The following is a 23544-nucleotide window of genomic DNA, read 5'->3' as shown; positions in this document are numbered from 1 at the left end:
TCAGGAAAAGAGTTGATCCAGCAGGAAGTGGACACCCTGCTGCCAGTCCGGCAAATGGACATCAAACGTTTCGGTCAGCTTAGTGGTGTCCATGCGAGAGTTGGCGGGGCGCGGGGCAGGCAACGGATAGGCTGTCGCCGGGATCGCTTCGATGCTCTCCGGATCAACTTTCAGTTCCACTCCACGCGCTTTGGCATAGCGCAACACGGCGGTGGCGTAACCGTGCCAAGTCGTTTCACCCGCTGCCGCCAGGTGATACAAGCCACCAGGAAATGCCGCTCGATCAGCCGGCAGCCAGAAGCGCGCAATGATCTGCGCCGTCACATCGGCGATGAGTGAAGCCGTGGTGGGCGCGCCAAACTGATCCGCAATCACGCGTAGGCTATCCCGCTCGCGGCCCAGTTTCAGCATCGTCTTAGCAAAGTTGCCGCCGTGTGCACCTGCTACCCAGCATGTACGCATGACGAGCGCCGTCGCGCCTGAAGCGGCAATCGCCTGCTCACCGGCAAGCTTGCTCTTGCCATAGACAGACTGCGGATTAACCGCGTCGGTCTCGACATACGCGCCGTCTTTGGTGCCATCGAACACGTAATCGGTGCTGTAATGAACGAGCAGACTTCCGAGTGCTTTCGCCTCTTCTGCAAGCACGCCGGGAGCAACGCCGTTGACCGCGAATGCAGATTCGGCATCTGTCTCGGCCTTGTCTACAGCGGTGTAGGCAGCCGAGTTGACGATGACATCCGGCCGGTACTCGCGTACCAAACGGCGGAGGGCATCCGGTTGGGTCAGGTCACAGGCCCCACGATCGAGCGCAATCACTTCACCAAGCGGAGCAAGGCTGCGACGCAGCTCGAACCCGACCTGGCCGTTGCTGCCCGTAACGAGCAATCGAGGAGCAGCCGATGCTTTACGCTGCATATTGCTTCGCCACCCAGTTGCGATATTCGCCCGAAACGACGTCCTGCACCCACGCCTGGTTGTCGAGATACCACTGAACAGTCTTGCGCAACCCGGTCTCGAAAGTTTCGGCCGGTTTCCAACCAAGCTCACGCTCGAGTTTTCGTGCGTCAATGGCGTAGCGGCGGTCGTGGCCGGGGCGATCCTTTACGAAGGTGATCTGATCGCGATAGGAGCCCGTCGCCTTTGGCTTGAGTTCATCCAGCAGGTCGCACAGGGTATAAACGACGTCGAGATTGGTCTTCTCATTCCAGCCGCCCACGTTGTACGTCTCGCCCAGGCGGCCACGTGCGAGCACCTCACGAATGGCCGCGCAATGGTCGCCCACATACAGCCAGTCGCGCACGTTCTGCCCATCACCGTACACCGGCAAAGGCTTGCCGCTGAGCGCATTGGTGATCATCAGCGGGATCAGCTTTTCCGGAAAATGGTACGGACCGTAGTTGTTGGAACAGTTGGTCGTCAGGACCGGCAGCCCATACGTATGGTGATAGGCGCGCACGAGGTGGTCCGATGCTGCCTTGGACGCGGAGTATGGGCTGTTCGGTGCATACGGCGTGGTTTCGGAGAACTGCGGGTCGGTCGGGCCGAGCGAGCCAAAGACCTCGTCCGTCGAAACATGCAGGAAGCGGAATGCACCCTTGGCTTCGTCGTCGAGTCCACCCCAGTAAGCACGTGCAGCTTCCAGAAGGGTGAAGGTGCCGACAATGTTGGTCTGGATGAACTCGCCGGGGCCATGGATGGAACGATCCACGTGGCTCTCGGCAGCAAAGTGAACCACTGCACGCGGCTTGTACTGTGCGAACAACTGATCGAGCGCCGCACGATCGCAGATGTCCGTCTGGGAGAATACGTGGCGCGGATCGTGCTCCACGCTGGCGAGCGTCTTCCGGTTGCCGGCGTAGGTCAGCTTGTCAACGTTGACGATGCCATCCGCAGCGGGGTTCGCCAGCCAGTTCAGAACAAAATTACCGCCAATGAAGCCAGCACCGCCAGTGACGAGAATATGGGCCAAAACTATGTGCTCCTTGTCGCGCGACTCGCGCACGCGGGCTAAGCCCGCACCGCGCCTGAGGTGCGAGAACGATCAACTTTGTTAAATGCAATAAGAAGTGGCGTATTCTAGCCGACGCTAGGGTTAGCCCTGCCAAACGGCCGAATGTTTTTGTAGCGCGTTGTAACACTTGGGACGCGGACATCCCATCCTGGGACAATGCGCCGCTTTTGATTCACATTCTTATTGTGTCAATCCTTCCCCACGCCATCGGCGACCTCCAGGGCTGCTGCTTCCCCCTCCAAGCCCTCATGGCCGCCCTCCCCCCCAACACCCCCCTGCGCTTCGTCGGCGACCTTATCAACCGCGGCCCCGACTCCCTGGCCACGCTGCGCCAGGTGATCGCCCTATGCGAGGCGGGGCGGGCCCGCACCGTCCTGGGCAACCACGACATCCATCTCCTGGCGGTCGCTGCCGGCGTACGCAAGCCCGGCAAGCGCGACACCATCGCCGACATCCTGGCCGCACCGGATTGCGACCAGCTCATCACGTGGCTGCGCCATCAACCGCTGGCGATCTTCGAAAACAGCTTCCTGATGGTCCATGCCGGGGTACTGCCCCAATGGACCACCGGCGACGTGCTGGAGCTCGCGGGCGCAGTCGAGCGGGAGCTGCGCAGCGCACACTGGAAGACCTTCCTGGCCGACGCGTTTGGCAACCAGCCGGACAAGTGGAGCCCCGATCTCGTCGGCATGGACCGCTTGCGCCTGACGATCAACGCCCTCACCCGCCTGCGTTTCTGCAAGCCCGACGGCACGATGGAGTTCGAGACGACGGATGCCGACGGCGCGCCGGACGGCCACATGCCGTGGTTCGACGTGCCCGGTCGCCGCACACGCGGCACGCCGATCGTCTTTGGACACTGGTCGACGCGCGGGCTGGTGATGCGCGACGACGTGATGGGCCTGGATACGGGCTGCGTGTGGGGCGGCAAGCTCACAGCGGCCAAGCTGGCGCTGGCGCCGGCCGATCGAAGCGTCGTGCAGGTGTCGTGCGAGCAGGCGCAGGACCCGCTCGCCCACAAGGCGAAGTAGCTGAAACGCCCTAGCCCGCGCGGTGGATCAGCGCGGCGACGGCCTGCTCGCTGTGCGCGGCCAGCGCGCGACGGTCCATCTCCGGGGCCATCGCGGCCCCCACGAAGACTTCCACCACCAGCGGCGGCCCGTTGAGGATGGCGTTGACGGAATCGAGCAGCGTCAGGTCGTCGATGTACGCGGGGATCGTCGTCAACTCGCCCGTGGCGGCGATGCGATAGCGCAGCGCCAGCGGGCGGATCGGCGTGCCGGCACTCACCGGCGCCTGGAACAGGTTGGCGTGAAACGGCAGCAGTTGCAGCCCGCTCGACGTCGTGCCCTCCGGAAACACGCACACCACATCGCCCGCGCGCATCGCGTCGGCGATGGCGTGCATGATGCGGTGCGCGTCGCGCTTGCGGGCGCGCTCGACAAACAGCACGCCGGTCTGGGCGCACAGCCAGCCGATCACCGGCCAGGAGCGGATCTCCGATTTGGCAACGAAGCGCGGCGGGTGCCAGCTGTTGATCGCGTAGATGTCGAGCCACGACACGTGGTTCGACACCAGCATCGAGCCGGCCAGGTCCTTGGCGTCGGCGGTTTCGCCGCGCACGACCAATGAGACGCGGAACAATGCCAGCAGCTTGCGCGACCACCGCTGGATCAGCGCCTGCCTGGCGCGCGGCCCGATCCACCAGAAGAGCAGCGCGCAGGTGACGATGCCTTCGGCCAGATGCACGAGCAGCCGCAGCTTGCGCAGCACGAACTTGCGCTGCGGCACGGACGCCGCTGGAGCCGAAGACGTGGCCTCGGGCGCGACGTCGCTCATGCCGCCGTCACTGCGCGTCATAGGCGAGATGGCCCGCGACCAGCGTAGCGCGCACGCGGCCGGTCAACTCGAAACCGAGGTACGGCGAGTTCTTGCCCTGGCTGCGCAGGCTGCGCGGCTCGACCTTCCACGTCGCCTCGGGGTCGAAAACGCACACATCGGCCATCGCACCGACTTCCAGCGAGCCCGCCTGCAAGCCCAGCACACGGGCCGGCTCGCTGGTGATGCGCGCGAGAGCCTTCGGAAGCTCGACCTTGTGCTCGGCGGCCCAGCGCAGGGTCAGCGGCAGCAGCGTTTCGAGGCCCGTCGCGCCGGGCGAGGCCTCGGCAAACGGCAGCAGCTTCTCGTCGTCGTCCACGGGCGTGTGGTCGGAGCAGATCGCGTCGATGGTGCCGTCGGCCAGGCCGCGCACGATGCCGTCGCGATCACGGCCCGAGCGCAGCGGCGGCACGAAGCGCATCTGCGAATTGAAGTAGCCGATGTCCACGTCCGTCAGCGATATGTGGTGGACGTTCACGTCGCACGTCACAGGCAGGCCTTCCGCCTTGGCGCGGCGCACGAGCTCGACGCCGGCGGCCGACGACAGGCGGCACAGGTGCACGCGTGCGCCGGTGCTGCGCATGAGTTCAAAGATCGTATGCAGGCGCACCGTCTCGGCCATCACCGGCACGCCTGAGAGGCCAAGCCGCGAAGCCAGCGGCCCGCTCGCCGCCACGCCGCCCTTGCCCAGGTACGGGTCTTCAGGGCGCAGCCAGACCGTAAAGCCGAACGTCTGCGCATATTGCAGCGCGCGCATCAGTACCTGCGTGTCGGCCATCGGCGCATCGGCTTGCGAGAAGCCCACGCAGCCCGATTCGGTCAGCTCGGCCATCTCGGTCAGCACCGCGCCTTTCAGGCCGACGGTCAGCGCGCCGAGCGGATACACGTGCGCCTGGTTCAGGTTGCGCGCGCGGAACTTCAGCATCTCGACGAGGCCTGGCTCGTCCAGCACCGGGTCGGTATCCGGCGGGCACACCAGTGACGTGACACCGCCCGCCATCGCCGCGGCCATTTCCGACTCGAGCGTCGCCTTGTATTCGAAGCCCGGCTCACGCAAGCGGGCAGACAGATCGATCAGGCCCGGGCAAACGATCAGGCCCGTCGCGTCGATCGTCTTGTTGGCATGGAAGTCCGCCGGTGCGTGGCCCACGCCCACGACCTTGCTTGCCGCGATGTACAGATCCTGTTGCGCGTCGATGCCGTTGGCCGGGTCGATCAGGCGGCCACCTTTGATATGCAGTTTCATCGGTTTCTTAGTCGTTGTTGCCAGCCACGATGCCCATCACGGCCATGCGGACCGCGATGCCGAACGTCACCTGGTTCAGGATCACCGACTGCACGCCGTCGGCCACGGCGGAGTCGATCTCCACGCCGCGGTTCATCGGGCCTGGGTGCATCACGATGGCGTCGGGCTTGGCCAGCGCCAGGCGCTCCTGCGTCAGGCCATAGGCCTTGAAGTACTCCTGCGCGGACGGCAGCAGCGCACCGCTCATGCGCTCGTTCTGCAGGCGCAGCATGATGACGACGTCAACGCCCCGCAGCCCCTCTTCCATGCTGTGGAAGACCCGCACGCCCATGTGTTCGAGGCCGCTCGGCAGCAGCGTGCGCGGCCCGATGGCGCGCACTTCGGCGCAGCCCAGCGTCGTCAGCGCGTGGATGTCGGAACGCGCCACGCGCGAGTGCAGGATGTCACCGACGATCGCCACCGTCAGGTTGGAGAAATCCTTCTTGTAGTGGCGGATGGTGTACATGTCGAGCAGCCCCTGCGTGGGGTGCGCGTGGCGGCCATCGCCGGCGTTGATCACGTGCACATGCGGCGCAACGTGTTCGGCAATCAGGTACGGCGCGCCCGAACTTGCATGCCGCACGACAAACATATCGGCCTGCATGGCCGACAGGTTGTTGATCGTGTCCAGCAGCGATTCGCCCTTGCTCGTGGACGACGCGTTGATGTTCAGGTTGATCACGTCCGCCGACAGCCGCTTGGCCGCGATCTCGAACGTGGTGCGCGTGCGCGTGGAGTTCTCGAAGAACAGATTGAACACGCTCTTGCCGCGCAGCAAGGGCACCTTCTTGACCTCGCGGTCGGCGTCCGAGACGGACACGAACTGCTGCGCGGTGTCCAGCACGTGCGTGAGGATGTCGCGCGACAGCCCCTCGATCGACAGCAGGTGCTTGAGCTCGCCGTTTTTCGTGAGCTGCGGGTTGGCGAAAGTCTTGGGCATGAGAAACGAAAAGCGACGAGGTCAGGTCAAGTCAGGACAGGACAAAGCAGAAGCGATGCAACGCGCAAGCTCAGGCACCCTTGGGCTCGCGCGTGAACGTGAAGCGCGCGGCGCTGCCCTCGCCCGTTTCGCTCAGCACGAGCGATTCGTTGGCGGGCAGCGAGACGCGTTCACCGATGTAATCCGGCGCCACAGGCAGTTGGCGTTCGCCGCGGTCCACCAGCACGGCCAACTCCACCGCCGCGGGGCGGCCGTAGTCGAACAGTTCGTTGATGGCCGCGCGGATGGTGCGGCCGCTGGCCAGCACGTCGTCCACCAGCAGGATGCGGCGCTCGTTCACGTCGAATGGCAGCGTGGTCGGCTGCGCCTTGGCGTGCAGGCCCTTCTTGGCGTAGTCGTCGCGGTGCAGGGCGACGTTGACGACGCCGTATTCCGACAAGCCGAGGTCATGCGCCAGGCGCTTGGCGATCCAGGCGCCGCCGCTCACGATTCCGGCGATCGACCAGGTGTGGCCCTCGGCCATGCGCGTGCGCAGTTGTGCAACGAGGCTCTGGTACAGCGCCTCGGCATCGATCTGTTGCGATGTCATGCGAGTTCGTCGAAAAACTGTTGGAGGATGATGCGCGCGGCCTCGGCGTCGAGCACATCGTCGGAAGCCCCGGCATCCTGCGCGGCGATCGACGAATAGCGCTCGTCCACCCACGTGACCGGCAGGCCGTAGCGGCCGTGCAATTGATTGCCGAAGCGCTTGGCGAGCTTGATCATCGGCTGCTCTTCGCCATCGGGGTGTACGGGCATGCCGACCACGAAGCCGACCGGCTGCCATTCGTTGACCAGGCGCGTGATCTGCGCAAAGCGGAAATCGACCGAACGATTGGGAATCGTCTCCAGCGCCCGTGCCGAGCGCGAGATCGTGTTGCCCAGCGCCACGCCGATGCGCCTTTCGCCGTAATCGAATGCCAGCAAGGTGCCTTCGGCCGGCACGCCGGCGTGGACCGCCCGACCCGCAGACAATGCGGGCTCAGGCATGCCCTGCCTCGCCCGACAGCATGGCGGGGTTGATGCCGAGCAGGTTCAGCGCGGCAGCAAACCGCTCCTCGGCCGGCACGTTGAAGATGATGTCGGGATCGGCCTGGACGGTCAGCCAGCCGTTGCGGCCGATTTCGTCTTCCAGCTGGCCGGCGCTCCAGCCGGCATACCCGAGGGTCAGGATGAAGCGCTGCGGCCCGCCGCCCTGGGCGACGGCTTCGAGCACATCCTTGGAGGTGGTCATTTCCAGCCCGCCCGGCACCACCAGCGACGACGAATACGCGCCCGTGGCGTCATGCAGGACGAAGCCGCGCTCGGTCTGCACCGGGCCGCCGTAATAGACGGGCTGTTCTGCGAGGGGGTGGATTTCGAGCTTGAGGTCGATCTTGTCGAACAGCGTCGCCAAGTCGATGTCGATGGGCCGGTTGATCACGAGGCCGAGCGCGCCGCGCTCGTTGTGCTCGCACATGTACACGACCGTGCCCGAAAACGTGGAGTCCGCCATGCCGGGCATAGCGATGAGGAACTGGTTCGTGAGATTGATGGGTGCGTCCGGCGAGGCCATGCGGCTAGTTTACCAAAAGGGCCCGATCATCGCCCCTTCCATTTGGAGGAAACGGCGCGGGGCGCAGGGTTTTTTGTGGCGGCTCAAGCACCCGAGCTATCGGGGCGTGCCGGCGTGGCATTGAGCGCCTCCAGGTCTGCCGGCTCCAGCCAGCGCCACGCGCCAGGGGCCAGATCGTGGCCCAACGACAGTCCGCCGATGGCGCTGCGGTGCAATGCGGCGACGTGGTTGCCAGCCGCGGCAACCATGCGTTTCACCTGGTGATACTTGCCCTGCGTGAGCGCCATGCGCAGGTGGTGCGAGTCCACGCGCTCGGCCCAGGCGGCGGCGACGTTCTCGTCTTCATCGGCCAGCAGCACGCCGGCGCACAGCCGGGCGACCTGCGCATCGGTCACGGGCTCGGCGGTGGTGATCTCGTACACCTTGGGCACCTGATGACGCGGGCTGGTGAGCGTGTGGACGAACTGGCCGTCGTCGGTGAGCAGCAGCAAGCCGGTGGTGTCCTGATCGAGCCGTCCGACGCATTGCACGCCGCGCTCGCGCAGCGGCACCGGCAGCAGCGTGTAGACGCTCGGATGATGCTTCGGCTTTTGCGAGCACTCCACGCCGGCAGGCTTGTTCAGCATCAGGTAAGCGCGAGCGTGGTACGTCCAGCGCTCGCCGTCCACGTCGAGGACCAGCCCGGCGGTATCGACCAGCGCGTCGGGGTCTTCCATCTCGACGCCGTCGATGGACACGAGCCCCGCCAGCACGAGGTCCTTGCAATAGCGGCGCGTGCCAAACCCCTGCGATTGCAGGATGCGGTACAGCGGGAGACGGGCAGGAGAATCAGCCATGACGACAACGTGAAAAAGAAAAAGCGCGCCGATTTTGCGATACGCTCGGCCGATCCGAAACCCACCGACCACACAGCATGCCGCCCACCGGACCCCGCCAACCCTATGACATTGGAGCGCATTTCGAGCGCGGACTGGTGTGGTTCCGGCGCGACCTGCGGCACATCGACCACGCGGCGCTGCATTATGCCCTGCGCCACTGCCGCGAAGTCTATTGCGTGTTCGTGTTCGACCGCGACATCCTGGATGCGCTACTTGCGCGCGGCCTCAAGGCGGACCGGCGCGTGGAGTTCATCCTTGCCTCCGTCGAGGAACTGCGTAGCGTGTTGCGCGAGGCCGGCGGCGACCTCATCGTCGTGCACGACCACCCGCGCGAGGCCGTCCCGCGCATCGCCCGCCAGCTCGACGTGCAGGCCGTCTTCGCGAACCACGACGAGGAGCCCCAAGCGCAAGCCCGCGACGAAGCGGTGCGCAAGGCGCTGGCGCAGCAGCCGTGCGCCTGGTTCGACTTCAAGGATCAGGTGATCTTCGAGCGCAGTGAAATCGTGAACGGCCAGGGCAAGCCATACGGCGTGTTCACGCCCTACAAGAACGCGTGGCTGGCGGCGCTCTCGCCGTTCGATGTGCGCGCGTATCCGACGGAGCCGTACTTTGGCGCGCTCGCCAAGCCGCACGCACTTGCACGCGCCACGCCTTCGCTGGAAGCGCTGGGCTTCGTGCGCTCGAATCTCTCCGACATCGCCTTGCCTACCGGCATGCGCGGCGCCCAGACGCTGCTCGACGATTTCGAAGGCCGCATGGACGACTACCATGCGCGGCGTGACTTCCCGGCCCTGCGCGGGCCCAGCTACCTGTCGACGCATCTGCGCTTTGGCACCATGTCGATCCGCACAGCAGCCGCGCACGCGCATGCCGCCATGCTGCGTGGCAGCCGGGGTGCGGCAACGTGGCTGTCGGAGCTGATCTGGCGCGATTTCTATTTCATGATCCTGCATCACCGCCCGGACCTGGCCGATGGAGCGTCGTTCCACCCGGAGTTCGACCGCATCCGCTGGGTAGACGGCGAAACCGGCGACGCGCGCTTCGCGGCGTGGAAGGCGGCGCGCACCGGTTACCCGCTCGTGGACGCCGCCATGCTGCAGATCCACCAGAGCGGCTACATGCACAACCGCCTGCGCATGGTGGCAGCCAGCTTTCTGATCAAAGACCTGGGCGTCGACTGGCGGCGCGGCGAGCAGTACTTTGCCGACGTCCTCAACGACTTCGACTTCGCCGCCAACAACGGCGGCTGGCAATGGGCGGCATCGAGCGGGTGCGATGCGCAACCGTGGTTCCGCATCTTCAACCCCGTCACGCAATCGGAGAAGTTCGACCCGCAGGGCCGCTTCATCCGCAAGTACCTGCCGCAGTTGGCGAAGCTGCCCGACCGGTACATCCACGCGCCCTGGACCGCGCCCGCCGACGTGCTGAAGGCAGCGGGCGTCGTGCTCGGCGAGACCTACCCGCGGCCCATCGTCGACCACGCGGGCGCACGCGCGGCTACGCTCGAGCGCTACGCGATCACCAAGGCAAACCGCACCTCGGGCGCCGAAGCGGCTGCATTACGCAAGAGCGGCAACGAGTGAAGCGCGCACCAAACGCAACGGGCCGGTAACACACCTGCCCGTTGTCGTTCCTGCGCGGCGGGGCATCACCCCAGGTTGGCGGCCGGCGCGCGTTCGCCGATCAGCGTGCGCAGATGCTGCAGCAGCTCCTCTTCGTTGTACGGCTTGCCGAGGTAGACATTCACGCCGATCTCCGCTGCGTAGCGGCGGTGCTTGTCCGCCGTGCGCGAGGTGATCATGATGATCGGCGTGGCCCCGATGCGCTCGTCCGCGCGTACGTTGCGCGTGAGGTCGAAGCCGTCCATGTGCGGCATTTCGATGTCGACGAGCATCGCGTCGGGCGTGATCTCCTGCAGCTGACGCAGCGCATCCACACCATCGCGCGCGAGCACGGCCTGATAGCCGGAGCGCGTCAGCAGACGCTGCGTGACCTTGCGCACCGTGAGCGAATCGTCGACCACCATGACGATCGGCGCGGTGGCCAGGCCCGGCACTGCATCGGTGCTGCCGTTGCGCTGCAGCTCGGCCACCGCGCCCGTCGTTTCCTGGTCGGCTTGCGGCAGGCCCAGTGCGGCGGCTTCGCGCTCGAAGCGCTGCGTGAGCACCACCGGGTTGTAGATCAGGACGATCTCGCCGTCGCCCAGCGTCGTGGCACCGGCAATGCCCTCCAGGCGTGCGAGGTGCGGGCCGATGTGCTTGACCACCACTTCGCGGTTGCCGATCACTTCGTCCACGTGCACGGCGGCACGGTCCGCACCGCTGCGCACCACAACGGCCGGGGAATACTTGCGCCCACCCGTAACGGCCTGCGCCTCTTCAAGCAGCGCGCCGAAGTAATGGAACGGCACCGGACCGCTCGGCAATTGCAGCGCCGCCGCGTTGTACGCCTCGGCAAGCGCCTGTGGGCGCAGCTGCTGCACGTGGTCGATCATGCCCGACGGGATCGCATACACACGCTCGCCCACGCGCACCAGCAGCACCTGCGTAATCGCCGTCGTCAACGGCAGGTGAATGGTGAAGCGCGTGCCGACGTCGGGCGTGGTCTGCAGCGAAATCCGGCCGCCCAGGGCGACGGTCTCGGCGCGCACCACGTCCATGCCGACACCGCGGCCCGCCAGCTCCGACACCTGGTCGGCGGTGGAAAAGCCCGGCGTGAAGATCATCTCGGTCAGGCGCGCGTCGCTCGCTTCCTCGTCGGGGGCCAGCAACTGGCGCTCGAGCGCCCGCGCGCGGATGCGGTCGAGGTTGAGGCCCGCGCCGTCGTCCACGAAATGCAGCACGACCTCGTTGCCTTCCTGCTGCACTTCCAGCGTCAGCTCGCCGGCCGGGGCCTTGCCCTTGGCGCGGCGCTCGTCGGCGGGCTCGATGCCGTGCGCAACGGCGTTGCGGATCATGTGCTCGAGCGGTCCGCCCATGCGGTCCAGCACGCTGCGGTCCAGCTCCACCGTACCGCCCTTGATGAACAGGCGGACTTCCTTGCCGGTTTCGGCGGCGGCCTGGCGCGCCACGCGATACAGCCGATCGGCCACCGTATCGAACTGCACCATGCGCGCGCGCATCAGGCTGCGCTGCAGGCCGCGCGTGAGGCGTGCCTGCGTTTCCAGGTCGAGCGAAGCCTGATCGAAGCCGCGGAACAGGTTCTGCTGCACCGTCGCCACGTCGTTCACGCTCTCGGCCATCATGCGCGTGAGTTCCTGCAGGCGCGTGAAGCGGTCGAACTCCAGCGGGTCGAACGCTTCGGCGTGCGCGGCGGCGTCGGCAATGCGCGACTCCATCTGCGTTTCGGCCTGGATCTCGATCTCGCGCACCTGGGCACGCAAACGCGCGACGTTGTCGTTCAGTTCCGACAGGTACGTCTTGAGCGCATCGACCTCGGACTCCAGACGCGCACGTGCCGCACCGACTTCGCCGGCGTCGTTGATGAGGGCATCGAGCGCGCGCGCCTGCACGCGCACCATGGCGCGCTGGCGTTCGGCCACTTCCAGGGCTTCGGCTTCGGCGCTGCGCGTGCCGGCGAGGTCCACGCTGGTCGTCGCGGCCACGGCCGGCAGCATCGACGCGCCGGACGGGGCCTGCGCGTCAGGCGCGACCTGCTGCGGCTCAGCCGCATCGGCCAGGCCCGCATCGAGCGGCAGCACGTTGCCCGCGCCCAGCGCATCGACGTGCGCCTGGATGCGGTCGAACCAGACGTAGAGCTTGCGGAACAGGGCGTCGTCCACGCGGTTCTGCCGCAGGCCGGCCTCGATGGCGCTTTCCATTTCATGCGCGGCCTGGCCCAGCGTCATGGCGCCGGCCATGCGTGCACTGCCCTTCACGGTGTGCAGATTGCGCAGCAGCAGGCCGGCGGTGGCGCGGTCCTGCGGTGCGGCTTCCCACGTGCGCAGTTGCTGGCCGAGCTCCGGCAATGCGACATGCGCCTCTTCGAGGAAGATTTCGAGCAGCGCCGGGTCCAGTGCGTCGGTCGGCGCCTGCCGCACGAGTTCGGCGACGGCGGGTTCTGCGGCGGGCGCCTCGTATACCGGCACGAGCGACGGCGTGATCCCGGTCGGCTCGAATGCGGCTTCGTCGGCCAGGCCGGCGGTTTCGTTCTCGGCTTGTTCGGCGTCGGTCAACACCGGCGGCGCGGGCTCCAGCGGCAGGCGCGGGCGCACCAGCACGCGCTCGCAAAGCTCTCCCAGGCTACGACGCAGCGACTCGTCGGCATCGGGCCACACGCTGGCGGCAAACTGATGCAGCATGCCGCGCATGCGCTCGACGGCCTGGTCGAGCAGGCGGAAATCGCCCGGGTGCATCGCCACCGGGCGGCTGTGCAGGTTCAGCAGCACCTGCTCGAGCGCATCGGCCAACTGGCGCACGGGCTCGAGTTCGACCACGGCGGAGCTGCCCTGCAGCGTGTGCGCGGCACGCAGGGCCAGCTCGCTCGGGGGCGTGCGGCCTTCGTGGCGCCATTCCGAAAAGTCGACGCCCAGGCGCCGGATCAGGTCATCGGCTTCCTGCAGGTAGACGTTGTACAGCGCCACGCTGATGCGCACCGGCCCGATCTCCTTCACGCCGTCGTCGTGTGGGGTCTCTTCGGGGTCGCCGGTCTGCGCGAACGGGAACGGGATCACCTTGGCGTCGCCATCTGCGGCGGGCGCGGCGTCCGAGTCGGCGGGCGGCGCCGTGAATGCGGCGATGGAAGCGCCGGACTCGACGTCCGCGTCTTCGGATTCCGCTTGCAAGCCTTCGGCCTGCACGTTCGGAGCCTCGGGCTCCGCAGCGGCCGGTTCGTCCCAGACGAGCGACGATGCATCGTTGACCGGCGCGGCGGGCGCCGCCTCCTGCGGCTGCGCCACGGTCTCGAGCCACACGAACGGCCCGCCATGGCGCACGCGCTCGGCCGCCGCGACGAGCGGTTCGATCGGGTGATCGGCCTGCGGCGACTGCGCAATGGCCGCCGCCCATGCCGACAGTTCCGATTCGGCGCGCGCGAGCAACGCAGCGAGGTCGTGCGTGGGCACGCGGCTCTCGGCAAGCCACACGTTCATGACCTGTTCGATGGCCCAGGCCGCTTCGCCGTAGCGCGTGAGGCCGACCATGCGGCCGGAGCCCTTGAGCGTGTGGAACGCCCGGCGCAGCTGCGTGAGCAGATCCAGGTCGGAGCCGGCGGCCACACCGCCCGTGCCGGCATCCGCGGCGGCGTGCAACGCTTGCAGATCGGTCCGCACGCCGGCCAGCACGTCTTCGGCTTCGGACAGGAAGATGTCGAGCAGTTCGGCATCGATGGATTGCGTGTCACGCGCAGGCACGGCGGGCGCGGGGCCCGTTGCCGGCACGGCCACCGGCGCGGCCAGTGCGGCCTGCAGCCGCTCGAGCGCGCCGGCGCTGCCCACCTGCCAGGCATCGAACTGGGCCAGCGCCTCTTCCAGACGGCGGCGGCGGGCCGGGTCGTCGTCGATGGCGGCGGCGTCACGCGCCTGTTGCAGCGCGGTGCGCAACTCGGCGGCCAACGGGTCGGCGGGGTCAACCGGCTGCTTGGCCAGCAGGCGATCCAGCAGCGCGTGCAGCGGCGACGCGGTATCGGCCTCGATCGCGCTGCTGGGTTGCACGTCGGTATGCGTTTCGCGGCGGGTGAGCATGCCCGATTCCGCATCGAATGCGAACGCGCGCCAGGCGGTCTCGCGCTCGGTCGGGGTCAGGCGACCTTCGATGACGATCTCGTCGATCTGCGTGCTGCTCAGCTCCGTGCCGGCAGACAGCGCGTCGAGCAGGCTCTGCAGGCCGCTCACGTTGGCAGCCAGCGCGGCGAGATGGCTTTCGCGATCGGCGGCTGCACCGCTGCCGGTGGCCTGCAGCGCGGCGATGGTGGACTGGGCGGCCGCGGTCGCATGGAGCGCCTCGCCGGCGTCCAGCGCTGCGAAGGCGTTGTGCATCTCGCCAAACAGCCGCGCAGCCTCGTTCAGGCTGCCGCCCTCGTCGCCCTCGCGCTCGAACGCATCGAGGTGCGTTTCGGCAGAGGCCAGCAGCGTCTGCAGCGCGCGGACCTGTTCGGCACGGGTGCGGCGCTGCGCGATTTCGTGGGCCAGCAGCGTCAGCCAGGCGGGAGCCGGTTCGGCGTGATCGCGCTCAACGGCGCCCACATGCTCGGCCAGTTCGCCGCAGCGGGCGGCAAACCAGGCGCTGCGCAGGTCGCCGGATTCGCCATGCAGCGCCCACGGTCGCGCCAGCATGCGCGACAGGAATTGCAGCGTGGGCACCACGTCGTGACCGCGCGCCTCTGCCAGCCGTTGCGACAGATCGCGCAATGCGGGCTGGCCCAGCGTGTCGGTATGCAACGCGAGCGTCTGCAGCGCGGCGTGGAGTTCCTCGGCGTCGGGCGTAGGCTGCTGGCTGAGCGCGTCGAGCGTGCGTCCGACGCGCTGCAGCGTCTCGCTGGCATCGGCGGGCAGCAACGCGTAGTACTGGCGTGTATGCAGGGCGCCGGCCGGTGCGTGCGTGGGCGGAATCGCAAACGCCTGGACGCAGGCGACGATGTCCGGGCCCAGGGTGTCGTCCCCGACCGGCGCGGCAGGCGCGTTGCCGTAGGCCATGCCGGCCAGCAGGTACAGGGCGTCGTTCAGCAGGCCCTGCGGCAGTTGGATGTTGTTCTGCGAATACTGGCGCAGCAGCAGGTTGACGCGCGCGGCCAGCCGCTTGGCCATCAGGTCGGCCGGCACGAGGCCCGCGCGCAGCGCACCGAAGGTGAGCGCCAGCACGAGCCAGAGATCGCGCTGGAGGTGGTCGCCGGCGCGGCGCGGTTCGCGCTCGAGTGCGCGGATGTTGTGCAGCAGGTCTTCCAGCGGCGCGTACGCGGCGGCAGCGGCGGCCGGGTCGGCGTCGGGGCCATCCACGCCGGCCGGGGCGCGCAGCGCGGTCAACAGCGCCAGCTCAAACTTGCGGCGCAGGCGCGCCAGGCCCGCCAGGTCACGCGAGGGCAGCAGCAGCGCCGGCAGGTGGCGCAACTCGTCGGCCCACAGGTCGGCCGGGTGGATGCGCTCTTCGCCCAGGCGGGCGAGCACGGCCTGATACGGCTGGAACAGGCGCAGCGGCTCTTCGGCCATGCCGGCCATCAGGTCGGCCACGTATTCCTGCAGCGCCTGCACGGCGCGCGAGAACACGTCCAGCGTCTGCACATCGGCCGGCACGGTGCCCGCATCGACGGCTTCGAGCAGGCGCTTGGCGGCCTGGCAGTACACCTCCACACCGCGCAGGCCGACGATCAGCAGCGCACCGGCAGCCTGGTGCAGGTACTGGCCGGCCAGGCGCAGCGACGTCGTATCGCGCGCGCCGAGGACTTCCGGATGGGCAATGACGTCCGCCGCGTATTCGCCGAACTCACGCACCGCGTCGTCCAGCGCGGCGCGCATGTTGGGCACAACCCAGGCGAGCGCAGAAAGGTCGCGCGCCGGCACGGAAGACGGCGCGCGCGCAGGGGCTCCAGCCGCCTCAAAGGAAGCGGTTTCGGGCTGGGCGGAAGATGGATGACGCATGTGTGCTTCCAAAAAGCAGGTGGCGGTTGCCGCGTTGACCGCTTGGCGCTCCCGCCCGAAATCCACTGACGACGTGACGCCGATCAAGCGATGCGGAACCGCGCCACCGAGTCACGCAGTTCTTCGGCAAGCTGCGTGAGCTGGCGCACCGACTGCGCAGTCTGGCGCGTACCGTTGGACGTCTGTTCCGTGATGTGCAGGATCTGTTCGATGTTCTGCGCAACGTCCGAAGCCAGCGTCGCTTCGTGCGAGGTCGTCTGCGAAATGCTCTCGATCAGCTCTGCAAGCTGCCGCGACACGCGACCGATCTCCACCAGTGCGGCACCGGCGTTATCGGACAGCTTCGCCCCTTCCACCACACCCGCCGTGCTGCGCTCCATGGCGTGCACCGCGTCTTGCGTGTCGGTCTGAATCGTGCGGATCAGGGCGCCGATCTGCTTGGCTGCCTCGGCGGAACGTTCTGCCAGGCGCTGCACTTCTTCTGCCACCACCGAGAAGCCGCGGCCGGCTTCACCAGCGGAGGCCGCCTGGATGGCGGCGTTCAGTGCCAGCACGTTGGTCTGCTCGGTAATGTCCGAGATCAGCTCCACGATTTCACCGATCTCCTGCGACGATTCGCCCAGGCGCTTGATCCGCTTCGAGGTTTCCTGAATCTGGTCACGGATGTCGTTCATGCCCGAGATCGCGTTCTGCACGGCCTGCTGGCCTTGCTCGGCAGCGGCCAGCGAGGCGCGTGCAACGTTGGCCGATTCGGCTGCGCCGCGCGAAACCTGCGTAATGCGGTCCGCCATCTCCACCACCGACTGGCCAGTCTGGCGAATCTGGCGCGACTGTTCTTCCGATGCGGCCACGAGGCTTTCCGACGTGCTCTGCACCGCCGACGATGCCTGCGTCACCTGCTCGGCCGTCTGCTGCACCCGGCCGACCAGCTCGCGCAGTTCTTCCACGGTGTAGTTCACGGAGTCGGCAATGGCGCCGGTAATGTCTTCCGACACGGTGGCCTGCTTGGTCAAGTCACCGTCTGCGATGTCCTGCAGCTCGTTCATCAGACGCAGAATGGCGGCCTGGGTGGCGTCGTTGTTGCGCTTTTCCACCATCCGGCGCTCTTCGGCTTCACGCTGACGCGCTTCGGCTTCCATCGTTCGCACGCGCGAATCGCGCAGGTACAGGGCAGCGAGGCCCGCCAGGCAGACCACGGTGAGGATGGCCGACAGCACCACCGCGCCGAGGGTCAGCGGGCGGTTGCGCACGCTGCTCGCATACGCCGACTGCAGATCCGACAGGTCGGCACGCAGCTTTTCGTTGTCGTTGAAGATCTGCTGCTGCGCGCGCTTGGCGGCGATCAGGCCCGGCAGGTTCTCGAGGATGATCTGCGTGGTCTTCTGCACGTTGTCGAAACGCGTCGACAATTCTTGCAGGTAACCCTTGGTCTCGGGGTCGGTGGCGGGCGACAGGCGCAGCGCTTCGGAGCCGTTGAGCAGGCCGTTCAGCGTTTCGCGGAAGGTGTTGGTGTCCTTGCCGAGCAGGAACGCCGTTTCCGGGTTCACGCCTTCACCGGCCAGGAACTCGTTCATGTTCTTACCGAGGCGCTGCGTCAGCATCACGAGCTGCGACGAGGCGGCCACTTCACGCGCCGGCGCGTTGGTCTGCAGCTTCATCGAGGCGATCTGCTCGGCTTCTTCCAGCAGTTCGGGGTTGGACGCGTTGAACACGTTCAGCGTCTTGCCCACCGCCACCAGCGTCTTCTCTTGCGCGAGCACCGCCTGGGCGCTCTTTTCGCTGCGCTTCCATTCTTCGATGGACTTGTCGAGCAGCGCCTGGGCGTCGCCGCCCGAGGTGGCGCGCACACCGCGATCGGAGTTGCCGTTCTTGAGCGCGTCGAGATTGTCCTGCAGGCGCGCGCGGCTCTCCTTGAGCTGGGCGAACGCGTTGGCGTTACCGAGCAGCGCCACGGGCACCGCCTTGGCCAGACGCTGCGAGTGCATCAGCGTGTCGCCGGCGATTTCAATCTGGACGGAGCCGTTATTTGCCTGGCGGTTATCGAGGTACACGGAAATCAGCAGGGCCAGCAGGCCGAGCACCAGGCCGATCGTGAAGACACGCTGCTGCGCCGCAAACGGCACGCGCTCCATCCAGCCGACCACGGCGTCGATGGGCGTGCGGCCCAGCTGCGTGGGAGGGCCGGCAGGATCGTCGTCATCCACGTGGGGCGCATTGTCCGACTGCGCCAACTGCACGGCGGCGGCCGACGCCCCTTCCGCTGCAACCTCCGGCGCCCCTGCCCTGCGCCCCGCGTTGAACCACTTGAACCCCATAGGACCCCTCTTGTCTTGTCGACGCCGCCCCCGTCTGGTTGGGATCGACGGCATGGATTTCCCATCCGCGTCCACGCCTTGTCATGCCTGGCGTGGTCCGCACCTCTTGCCCTGTGCGCGCCCGCTCCCGTCGCGAACGCGCCCAATCGCTTGTTGTGTGCTGGCGGGCCGATCGAGCGGCCCGGTCGGTACTACGTATGCCGCACGGTCACGCGCGGCTGCGGCCCACCTGCAGGAAGGCCGGATCGGCCAGCAACTGCCGCACATCGAGCTCGCGCCACAGGGTGCCCTGCGCATCGCGCCAGGCGCGGCCCTGCCACGGACGGCTCTCTTCCGTGGCCACGTCAGCCGGCTGCAGATCGGTCAGGCTGCGCAAGCCCGCCACACGCGGCACGACGATCGCGCACGCCCGCTGCGGGTCCTTGGACAGCACCACGATCTTGGCGCCGGGGCCCGCGGCCGTGGGCGCCTCGCCGCAGAACAGGCCGAGGTCGATCACGCCGAGCAGGTTGCCGCGCGCATTCACGAGACCGAGGTACCACGGCTGCGTGAGCGGCACGCGCGTGGGCGCCTGGTAGTCGAGCACCTCGCCCGTGTCGGTGAGCGACAGAAGCCAGTGGCGCTCGCCGACCTGCACGCCGAGGAAGCCTTCCGCCGACGACTTGGCGCGCGCCTCCTGCAGGCGGCGTGCGAGCATCGCCTGGTATTCGTGCAGGCGCTGGCGCGAGGTCAGATTGGTGCGCTGTTCGTTCACGTCTGGCTCATCTCCGTGCTGCATCTGTGCTGCGCGCCCGACTTGGCGTCGCGAGGTTGAACAAGTTGCTGCGGCGTTACTGCGCCAGCTTCGCGATCTTGTCGAGCAGGTCTTCGGCCTTCACCGGCTTGACGATGTAGTCCGACGCGCCCTGGCGCATGCCCCACACGCGGTCGGTCTCCAGCCCCTTGGTCGTGCAGATGATGACCGGGACGTCCTTGAAGCGATCGTCCTTCTTGATCGCGCGGGTCGTCTGGTAGCCGTTCTGGCCGGGCATCACCACATCCATCAGGATCAGGTCGAACGGCTCGGCCTCGAGCTTGGCCATGGCCTGCTCGCTGTCGGCCGCAACCGTCACCTTGAAACCGTTCTTGCCGAGGATCTCCGACAGGTGCAGCGCTTCGGTCGGAGAATCATCGACCACCAACACTTTCTTGATTGCCATACAAACAGTCCTTCGTTAAGGGAGATGCCATCACTGCGCGGCCAGGGCCTGGGCCGGCGCCGCGGGCAGATGCGTCTGGACCGCCTCAAGCAGCGCTTCCTTCGTGAAGGGCTTGGCGAGGTGATCCACCGCCCCGACCAGCCGGCCGCGCGCACGGTCGAAGATTCCGTCGCGCGAAGACAGCATGATCACGGGTGTGGCATGAAACTTCGGGCTTTTCTTGATGAGCGAGCAGGTCTGGTAGCCGTCGAGATTCGGCATCAGGATGTCGCAGAACACGAGATCGGGCTTCAGGTCACCGACCTTGGCCAGCGCATCGAAACCGTCTTCGGCCAGCACGACCTGGCAGCCGGCCTGGGAGAGAAAGATCTGCGCGGTACGGCGGATGGTGCTGGAATCGTCGATCACCAGGACTTTGCAGCCCGCAAGCGGCGTCACAGCACTGGCCAGCGTGGAAGACGCCAGCGGTTGGGAGTCGGTCAGTTGTTCCACCCGCGCGGTTTGCATCATGTTCTCGCATTGCGCGACCACGGGTCGCCACGACATTCTGACCGGATGGATCGCGGCAAATCGCCGCGCAGCGCGCCCGAACGGCCACGCTGGCGACGACTTCAAAACTACGCCCCCCGGCCCGCTTATGAAGTGTGAAGCTCAGAATTTGACGAAGTGTGACAAGTCACCTATTCGCCGTCAATGGCGCCGGCTTGTCGCCGACCGCTTGTGGCATGGAAGCGACGAGACCTTTCGGATGCGTCACTTGCCGATATCTGGCGGCTGGCAAGAGGGCAATCGCTCACTTGCCGGCCGTGGGACAGGTCAGATCCGGATCAGATCTGCACCATTTCGAAGTCTTCCTTGCGCGCGCCGCACTCGGGGCACGTCCAGTTGATGGGCACGTCTTCCCATTTCGTGCCGGGGGCGATGCCGTCGTCGGGCGCACCCTGTTCTTCGTCGTAGATCCAGCCGCAGATCAGGCACATCCACGTCTTGTATTCAATCTGTTGTTCCATAGGGCAAAGCTTCGGTGGTTCCGTCTATTAAAATGGCAGGCCAGATGGTACCCAAACCCGCCCCGGCACGCCAGAACACGCACGGCGGCGGCGCGGCGTTTGACTGCATCCGGCTGGCATCTGCGTCAAACCACTGCATATCCGACTTCAAACCGCGCCGCTGCGCCATTTCGCGTGGCGCCACTCTATTCCACTCGTTTCCATGTCGACTCCTTCCCGTAGCGCTGCCCTGTTTGAACGTGCCCAGAAGACCATCCCCGGGGGCGTGAATTCGCCCGTCCGGGCCTTCCGCTCCGTGGGCGGCACGCCGCGCTTCATTGCCAAGGCAGCCGGCCCGTACCTGTGGGACGCCGACGGCACGCGCTACATCGACTACGTCGGCTCGTGGGGCCCGATGATCGTTGGCCACGCACATCCGGACGTCGTGCGCGCCGTGCAGGAGGTGGCGGCCGACAGCTTCTCGTTTGGCGCGCCGACCGAGGCCGAAGTCGTCATGGCCGAGGAAATCTGCAAGCTGGTCCCATCGATCGAGCAGGTGCGCCTCGTATCGTCGGGCACCGAGGCCACCATGAGCGCGCTGCGGCTGGCACGCGGCTTTACCGGCCGCGACCTGATCGTCAAGTTCGAAGGCTGCTACCACGGCCACGCCGACAGCCTGCTGGTCAAGGCGGGCTCGGGCCTGCTGACGTTTGCCGACACCACGCAGAACGCACCTTCGTCCGCCGGTGTGCCCGAAGACGTGGTCAAGCACACGATGGTGCTGCCGTACAACGACGTTGGCGCGCTGCGCGAGGCATTTGCGCGGCACGCTAACGAAATCGCCGCCGTGATCGTCGAGCCGGTGGCCGGCAACATGAATCTCGTGCGCGGCAGCACCGAGTTCCACCAGACCATGCGCTCGCTATGCACCGAGCACGGGGCCGTGCTGATCTTCGACGAGGTGATGACGGGTTTTCGCGTGGCACTCGGCTGCGCGCAGGCGTTGTACGGCATCACGCCGGACCTGACGTGTCTGGGCAAGGTCATCGGCGGCGGCATGCCCGCTGCGGCGTTTGGCGGCCGGCGCGACATCATGGGTTTCCTGGCGCCGCTGGGCAGCGTGTACCAGGCCGGGACGCTGTCGGGCAACCCGCTGGCCGTGGCGGCGGGTCTCACCACACTGCGCCTGATTGCCGCCGACGGTTTCCACGACCGCCTGGCCGCGCAGACACGCAAGCTCGTCGATGGGCTGTCCGAGATTGCACGTGAAGCCGGCGTGCCGTTTGCCGCGGACAGCGTCGGCGGCATGTTCGGCATCTACTTCCGCGAAGGCGTGCCGACCAGCTTCGCGGAAGTGACCCAGAGCGACGTGGGCCGCTTCAATGCGTTTTTCCACGCGATGCTGAATGAAGGCGTGTATCTGGCGCCTTCGGCTTTCGAGGCGGGGTTCGTTTCCTCAACGCATGATGATGCGGTTTTGGATGCGACTTTTGCGGCCGCGCGGAAGGCGTTCAAGGCCATCTGACCCGACCGGATTGAGGAGCGAGGCCGCGCAGGCCTCCCTTTCGTTTCCCGTCGTATCCGGGATTGGAGCCGCCGCTGTGCGGCTCCTTGTCATTCAACGCGGTGTTCGACGAGTTCGAGCGTTTCGGCAAGCACATCGGCGCGATTTGAATAGCCACCTGAAAATCGCACAACGCGCCCAAGCTCAGGGGCATACCAAAGTGTCGCCTTGTATGGAACGGAGCTGGAGCCCATGCCGTTCATGTAGCCACCCCGTTGCAGGTAGCCGCGATAGGCAATGCGGATGGCCCGATAGGTGCCTGCCGCCACCCGAATCGTCTCTTCCTGCTCGGCAATGCCCTCCAGGCTGATGTCGGTCCCCCGCTTCGATCGGCTGTACGCGACCTTCCAGCGATTCCCCACCTTCACGTTTGGCGGCACCCAGCCGCCCGGAGGCGTAGCCACGTCAAACTCGCCCCCAATCGAGGTATTGATGCGGTCAAGCCTGCCATCGAGAAACTCAACGCGCGCGCCCTGGTTGAAGAACACGCGGCCGTTGTCGATTCGGTCAACGCGGTAGGAGACATCGTGGCTTCTGCGAGTGAGGTCGTCGCGCAATTGGTAGCGCCAGACTTCACCCACCTTCGGCGAACCAACTGAGGACGCCTGCGTCGGTACGGCATCTCCCGGTCGATTGACCGCTGCCGCCCGGTAGCTGGCCATAGCGGCAACACCGCGCGTGCGAATCTCCGGAATCCAGGCGGCCGGAACCGCCTGCTGGCGCGCGTCCTTGGGCGAGCCCGGGCTGACGAGAATCCCTACCAGCCGCCCGCTCTCATCGAACAGGCCACCGCCGGCAGCGCTGGCATCGGCCGCAACCGAAGCGTCGATGCGATCGAGCTTGCCGTTGGTATCCGCCTGCAGGCCGGCGATCGTCGCCGTGCGCACGACGATCGCGTTGCCGCTGACCGACGCGGCCACGACCTTCTGCCCGAAGCCGGGTGCGACCGCTACCGACAACGGCACGCCGGGTGCATTCAGGTCAGGCACTTTCAGCAGGCACAGGTTGCGCTCCACATCCGGTGCCTCGAGCGTGGCGCCGTAGCTGACGTTGCCGCGGCGCACCGCAATCGTCCTGGAGCCGGCCAGCACATTGCAGGTGGTGACGATCTGACCCGGCCCGATCGCGACACCGGACCCGGCGCGCAACAGGGTCTCCTGCTGCCCGTGGGCCTGGACGGCATAAACACTCGCGTTCAACTGCTCCAGGTCGAGCGCGAAAGCGGGCGTGGCAGCAGCAGAAAGCAATCCGAGAACAACGGGCAAACGGTAGGTGTGCATGGCAGCGAAGGACGGGAACGGTAGAACAGGCGCGGGCG

19 protein-coding genes are annotated in these 23544 nt (G+C 66.8%); 3 read left to right on the top strand and 16 right to left on the bottom strand.

What is annotated here, in order from left to right; genetic code table 11:
* Positions 1–918: a dTDP-4-dehydrorhamnose reductase gene (rfbD, locus tag TK49_RS07465; protein ID WP_045786149.1), complete on the bottom strand. Its 918-nt coding sequence runs from the start codon at positions 916–918 to the stop codon at positions 1–3.
* Positions 908–1972 carry a dTDP-glucose 4,6-dehydratase gene (rfbB, locus tag TK49_RS07460; protein ID WP_045786148.1) on the bottom strand — a complete coding sequence of 355 codons (1065 nt, stop codon included), beginning with the start codon at positions 1970–1972 and terminating at the stop codon, positions 908–910. The genes rfbD and rfbB overlap by 11 nt, the downstream gene beginning before the upstream one ends.
* 218 nt (positions 1973–2190) lie before the next feature.
* Between rfbB and TK49_RS07455 the strand changes: the two genes are divergently transcribed.
* A complete protein-coding gene (locus TK49_RS07455) occupies positions 2191–3045 on the top strand; it encodes a symmetrical bis(5'-nucleosyl)-tetraphosphatase (protein WP_045787796.1) in 855 nt (284 codons plus the stop codon).
* A 10-nt stretch (positions 3046–3055) separates the two neighbouring features.
* Here TK49_RS07455 and TK49_RS07450 read toward each other — a convergent pair whose 3' ends face one another.
* The 7 genes from TK49_RS07450 to TK49_RS07420 form a co-directional block, all read right to left on the bottom strand.
* Entirely contained in the window at positions 3056–3874 is an 819-nt protein-coding gene (locus TK49_RS07450; protein ID WP_045786147.1) for a lysophospholipid acyltransferase family protein, read from the bottom strand.
* On the bottom strand, positions 3861–5138 hold the full coding sequence (locus TK49_RS07445) for a dihydroorotase (protein WP_045786146.1): 1278 nt from the start codon (positions 5136–5138) through the stop codon (positions 3861–3863). Before TK49_RS07445 ends, TK49_RS07450 begins: the two co-directional genes overlap by 14 nt.
* 7 nt (positions 5139–5145) lie before the next feature.
* Positions 5146–6117, bottom strand: coding sequence for an aspartate carbamoyltransferase catalytic subunit (locus tag TK49_RS07440; RefSeq protein ID WP_045786145.1), 972 nt, complete (start codon positions 6115–6117; stop codon positions 5146–5148).
* 70 nt (positions 6118–6187) lie between these two features.
* Positions 6188–6706, bottom strand: a complete 519-nt coding sequence (pyrR, locus tag TK49_RS07435; protein WP_045786144.1) for a bifunctional pyr operon transcriptional regulator/uracil phosphoribosyltransferase PyrR — start codon at positions 6704–6706, stop codon at positions 6188–6190.
* Positions 6703–7146, bottom strand: coding sequence for a Holliday junction resolvase RuvX (gene ruvX / locus TK49_RS07430; protein WP_045786143.1), 444 nt, complete (start codon positions 7144–7146; stop codon positions 6703–6705). Before ruvX ends, pyrR begins: the two co-directional genes overlap by 4 nt.
* On the bottom strand, positions 7139–7711 hold the full coding sequence (locus TK49_RS07425; RefSeq protein ID WP_045786142.1) for a YqgE/AlgH family protein: 573 nt from the start codon (positions 7709–7711) through the stop codon (positions 7139–7141). Before TK49_RS07425 ends, ruvX begins: the two co-directional genes overlap by 8 nt.
* Before the next feature lie 83 nt (positions 7712–7794).
* The gene (locus tag TK49_RS07420) at positions 7795–8547 is read right to left on the bottom strand and encodes a 16S rRNA pseudouridine(516) synthase (RefSeq protein ID WP_045786141.1); all 753 of its coding nucleotides are present in this window, start codon (positions 8545–8547) and stop codon (positions 7795–7797) included.
* Positions 8548–8624: 77 nt separating this feature from the next.
* Here TK49_RS07420 and TK49_RS07415 point away from each other — a divergent pair, with 77 nt between their 5' ends.
* The gene (locus TK49_RS07415; RefSeq protein ID WP_045786140.1) at positions 8625–10172 is read left to right on the top strand and encodes a cryptochrome/photolyase family protein; all 1548 of its coding nucleotides are present in this window, start codon (positions 8625–8627) and stop codon (positions 10170–10172) included.
* Between the two features lie 65 nt (positions 10173–10237).
* Here TK49_RS07415 and TK49_RS07410 read toward each other — a convergent pair whose 3' ends face one another.
* The 6 genes from TK49_RS07410 to TK49_RS07385 form a co-directional block, all read right to left on the bottom strand.
* Positions 10238–16159, bottom strand: a complete 5922-nt coding sequence (locus tag TK49_RS07410; RefSeq protein WP_045786139.1) for a hybrid sensor histidine kinase/response regulator — start codon at positions 16157–16159, stop codon at positions 10238–10240.
* 83 nt (positions 16160–16242) lie between these two features.
* Positions 16243–18474 carry a methyl-accepting chemotaxis protein gene (locus TK49_RS07405; protein WP_045786138.1) on the bottom strand — a complete coding sequence of 744 codons (2232 nt, stop codon included), beginning with the start codon at positions 18472–18474 and terminating at the stop codon, positions 16243–16245.
* A 208-nt stretch (positions 18475–18682) separates the two neighbouring features.
* The gene (locus TK49_RS07400) at positions 18683–19228 is read right to left on the bottom strand and encodes a chemotaxis protein CheW (RefSeq protein ID WP_045786137.1); all 546 of its coding nucleotides are present in this window, start codon (positions 19226–19228) and stop codon (positions 18683–18685) included.
* A 76-nt stretch (positions 19229–19304) separates the two neighbouring features.
* Positions 19305–19673: a response regulator gene (locus TK49_RS07395; protein WP_045786136.1), complete on the bottom strand. Its 369-nt coding sequence runs from the start codon at positions 19671–19673 to the stop codon at positions 19305–19307.
* 30 nt (positions 19674–19703) lie between these two features.
* Entirely contained in the window at positions 19704–20219 is a 516-nt protein-coding gene (locus TK49_RS07390) for a response regulator (protein WP_045786135.1), read from the bottom strand.
* Between the two features lie 281 nt (positions 20220–20500).
* Positions 20501–20683, bottom strand: coding sequence for a rubredoxin (locus tag TK49_RS07385; protein ID WP_003261842.1), 183 nt, complete (start codon positions 20681–20683; stop codon positions 20501–20503).
* Between the two features lie 202 nt (positions 20684–20885).
* Between TK49_RS07385 and hemL the strand changes: the two genes are divergently transcribed.
* On the top strand, positions 20886–22187 hold the full coding sequence (gene hemL, locus TK49_RS07380; protein WP_045786134.1) for a glutamate-1-semialdehyde 2,1-aminomutase: 1302 nt from the start codon (positions 20886–20888) through the stop codon (positions 22185–22187).
* A gap of 89 nt (positions 22188–22276) precedes the next feature.
* Here hemL and TK49_RS07375 read toward each other — a convergent pair whose 3' ends face one another.
* Positions 22277–23506 (bottom strand): S1 family peptidase, encoded by a 1230-nt coding sequence (locus TK49_RS07375; RefSeq protein WP_045786133.1) that lies wholly within the window; start codon positions 23504–23506, stop codon positions 22277–22279.
* Positions 23507–23544: the final 38 nt, after the last annotated feature.

The sequence above is a fragment of the Ralstonia mannitolilytica genome (assembly GCF_000954135.1).
In the GTDB taxonomy this organism is placed as follows: domain Bacteria; phylum Pseudomonadota; class Gammaproteobacteria; order Burkholderiales; family Burkholderiaceae; genus Ralstonia; species Ralstonia mannitolilytica.
The sequence above is the reverse complement of the archived record's forward strand: the minus strand, read 5'-3'. Positions and strand labels throughout refer to the sequence as shown.

Coding starts and splice junctions, on each gene's coding strand:
- rfbD (WP_045786149.1), bottom strand. CDS start 918: ATGCAGCGTAAAGCATCGGCTGCTCCTCGATTGCTCGTTACGGGCAGC.
- TK49_RS07450 (WP_045786147.1), bottom strand. CDS start 3,874: ATGACGCGCAGTGACGGCGGCATGAGCGACGTCGCGCCCGAGGCCACG.
- TK49_RS07445 (WP_045786146.1), bottom strand. CDS start 5,138: ATGAAACTGCATATCAAAGGTGGCCGCCTGATCGACCCGGCCAACGGC.
- TK49_RS07440 (WP_045786145.1), bottom strand. CDS start 6,117: ATGCCCAAGACTTTCGCCAACCCGCAGCTCACGAAAAACGGCGAGCTC.
- pyrR (WP_045786144.1), bottom strand. CDS start 6,706: ATGACATCGCAACAGATCGATGCCGAGGCGCTGTACCAGAGCCTCGTT.
- ruvX (WP_045786143.1), bottom strand. CDS start 7,146: ATGCCTGAGCCCGCATTGTCTGCGGGTCGGGCGGTCCACGCCGGCGTG.
- TK49_RS07425 (WP_045786142.1), bottom strand. CDS start 7,711: ATGGCCTCGCCGGACGCACCCATCAATCTCACGAACCAGTTCCTCATC.
- TK49_RS07420 (WP_045786141.1), bottom strand. CDS start 8,547: ATGGCTGATTCTCCTGCCCGTCTCCCGCTGTACCGCATCCTGCAATCG.
- TK49_RS07415 (WP_045786140.1), top strand. CDS start 8,625: ATGCCGCCCACCGGACCCCGCCAACCCTATGACATTGGAGCGCATTTC.
- TK49_RS07410 (WP_045786139.1), bottom strand. CDS start 16,159: ATGCGTCATCCATCTTCCGCCCAGCCCGAAACCGCTTCCTTTGAGGCG.
- TK49_RS07405 (WP_045786138.1), bottom strand. CDS start 18,474: ATGGGGTTCAAGTGGTTCAACGCGGGGCGCAGGGCAGGGGCGCCGGAG.
- TK49_RS07395 (WP_045786136.1), bottom strand. CDS start 19,673: ATGGCAATCAAGAAAGTGTTGGTGGTCGATGATTCTCCGACCGAAGCG.
- TK49_RS07390 (WP_045786135.1), bottom strand. CDS start 20,219: ATGTCGTGGCGACCCGTGGTCGCGCAATGCGAGAACATGATGCAAACC.
- TK49_RS07385 (WP_003261842.1), bottom strand. CDS start 20,683: ATGGAACAACAGATTGAATACAAGACGTGGATGTGCCTGATCTGCGGC.
- hemL (WP_045786134.1), top strand. CDS start 20,886: ATGTCGACTCCTTCCCGTAGCGCTGCCCTGTTTGAACGTGCCCAGAAG.
- TK49_RS07375 (WP_045786133.1), bottom strand. CDS start 23,506: ATGCACACCTACCGTTTGCCCGTTGTTCTCGGATTGCTTTCTGCTGCT.